Origin of the sequence: Mesorhizobium sp. M5C.F.Ca.IN.020.32.2.1 (assembly GCF_004023105.1) — a bacterium.
Taxonomy (GTDB): domain Bacteria; phylum Pseudomonadota; class Alphaproteobacteria; order Rhizobiales; family Rhizobiaceae; genus Mesorhizobium; species Mesorhizobium wenxiniae.
The window spans coordinates 1-2,431 of sequence record NZ_RZSX01000908.1 but is presented as its reverse complement, the minus strand read 5'-3'; the positions used below and the strand labels follow the sequence as shown (position 1 = coordinate 2,431).

2 protein-coding genes are annotated in these 2,431 nt (G+C 60.9%); one reads left to right on the top strand and one right to left on the bottom strand.

What is annotated here, in order from left to right:
• Positions 1 to 140: 140 nt before the first annotated feature.
• Positions 141 to 539 (bottom strand): Cu(I)-responsive transcriptional regulator, encoded by a 399-nt coding sequence (cueR, locus tag EOA86_RS30690; RefSeq protein ID WP_029350608.1) that lies wholly within the window; start codon positions 537 to 539, stop codon positions 141 to 143.
• Between the two features lie 862 nt (positions 540 to 1,401).
• Here cueR and EOA86_RS30685 point away from each other — a divergent pair.
• On the top strand, positions 1,402 to 2,431 hold a 1,030-nt coding region (locus EOA86_RS30685; RefSeq protein ID WP_164892139.1), incomplete at its 3' end, for a type III polyketide synthase.

Sequence of the window (2,431 nt, the reverse complement as noted above, 5' to 3'; positions counted from 1 at the left end):
CATCCCGGCGATCGTCTTTGCGGCAGCGGCCATCTCCTTCATCGAGGACTGGCGCGTCGCGACGATTGGGTCAGGTCCGGCCGCGGCCACCACCGCGGAGGCGCAGGCAAGCGACAGCATCACCGCGGCGGCGGTCCATTTCACTGAACCACGCCCTCTCCCGCCAATTCGTCGATGATTGGGCAGTCCGGCCTCTCGTCGCCGTGACAGTGCTCGACCAGATGATGCAGCAGGCCGCGCAATCCCACGAGTTCGGCGATCTTCCTGTCGATCTCCACCAGCTTGGCTTCGGCGATAGATTTGACGTCGGCGCTCTCGCGGTCCTTGTCTTGATAGAGCGACAGCAACTGGCGGCATTCGTCGACCGAAAAACCCAGGCTGCGCGAGCGCTGCAGAAACCGGAGGCGGTGGATGTCGGCTACCGAATAGTCGCGATAGCCGTTGTCTGTCCGGGCCGGGCGCAAAAGCCCGATGTCCTCGTAGTAGCGTATAGTCTTGGACGGCAGCCCGGATTTCTCGGATGCGATGCCAATGTTCATGATGAAAATCTCCGTTCGCAAGGAAAATAGACCTTCCAGCAGCTGGAAGGTCAACCGCCCGAGGGTGATTTTCACGCGCCGCAGCCGCAAACTTGAGCGGACGGAGACGTCACCCGCTCAAGGGCAGGAGACGCGGCGTCAAATGAGAGCACTGGGTCTTGGATGGTATCGATTGGGCAGGGACCTTCGCCCGGTGAAGGAGCGGGGTCGTTAGCGCGGATAGCTGCTAGGCCTGCGGACCCCATGTGGGTTCCAGAGCCGTCCCAAGTAACTACCTACTCACGCGTCGGATTTCGCTAAAGGCGAATCCTAACGTAGGCCAAGGAAGCTAAGTATCGCTATTACGATAACGATGGCCCCGACCAGCCAGATGATGTTGTTCATGACAGCTCTCCTTGTCTTTACCGCGACCCTTATGGCAGCTGGCCATTGTTCCCAAAATTGGGCTTCAAGCCGGCTGGGATCGGGGAAGCCCGCTCTGGAAGAGCGCGGGCCAACCGGGGTCTGGCCCCGAGCCAGCAGCCAATATCCAAGAGATATTCGCTGTCATCCTACAACTGTTAGTGTGCCCTAGTGTTCCATCGATCAGCAAAAAGGCCGTGCCCGGTGAGGGCCGGACGCAATGGCGCCTCGGCCCGAAGCGCGGGCTCCTGGTGGACGCCTCGGTAATGGAGCCTATGTTCCTAGTACCGGCGAACCGCAGCATCGCCCGGCAACCGCACATGCTGAACCTCGGGATGAAATCAAGTCTCAGAAACGTTCATCGAACAACACTCAAAACCTGATGTCCGACATCTGGTGCCGATGACCAAACAACCTCCGGCGGTGGCCCCAAATAGTGCACACGCCGAGGAGACAGAATATGCCGGCCAAAGCGTATATCAACCGGATCGCGACAGCGGTGCCGGAGCACGAGGTTCATCAATTCTATCTGCGTTTCGCGGCCTCCCTGCTTGCGGCCGATCGCCGAAGAATTTTTAAACGCATGGCTGACCTTGCCGGCATCGAGCACCGCTATTCCTGCTTTGCACCGGCCAGCGACCCCGAAGGACCGTCAGCAGACCTGGCCGGGAGGTTCATCCGGGGCGCCTTTCCTGGAACGGCCGAGAGAATGGCAATGTTCGGAGATGCCGCACCTGTTCTGGCGAAAAAAGGCGTCGAGGGATTAGAGCTTGGTGGCGGCGTTTCCGGCATCACCCACCTTATCGTTACCACCTGCACCGGTTTTTCAGCGCCGGGCATCGACCTGGAGCTGGTTGCGCGATGCGGCCTGCCGGAAAGGGTTGAACGCACGATGATCGGGTTCATGGGCTGCTACGCGGCGATCAATGGCCTCAAGCTTGCCCGCCACATCGTCCGCTCCGACCCGCAGGCGAGGGTCCTGCTGGTCAATATTGAACTTTGCACGATGCATCTGCGGGAATCCAGCGGGCTGGAAAAGCTGCTGTCGTTCTGCCTCTGGGGCGACGGCTGCGCGGCTGCGCTCGTCACCGCCGAGCCGCACGGCATCGAGCTCGAAAGCTTTTACTGTATCGTGGCGAACGAGCGGCGGGATCTGATGAGCTGGAGCATTCGCGACCACGGCTTCGAAATGGTCCTTTCCGGCCAGGTTCCAGCAGCGATCCATGAGGCGTTGCGGAGCAACCAAGATGCCATCCTCGGCGATCGGCCGACCGAGGCGATCGACCTCTGGGCCGTGCACCCGGGCGGACGTTCGGTTCTCGACGCCGTCGAAAGGGCCCTGAAGCTTGCACCCACCGCGCTGGAGCCATCGCGCGAGGTGTTGCGCCAGTACGGAAACATGTCGTCCGCGACCGTCATGTTCGTGATGAAAGAGATGTTGAAGGCGCCACCAGGCCAACTCGGCTGCGGCATGTCGTTCGGACCCGGGC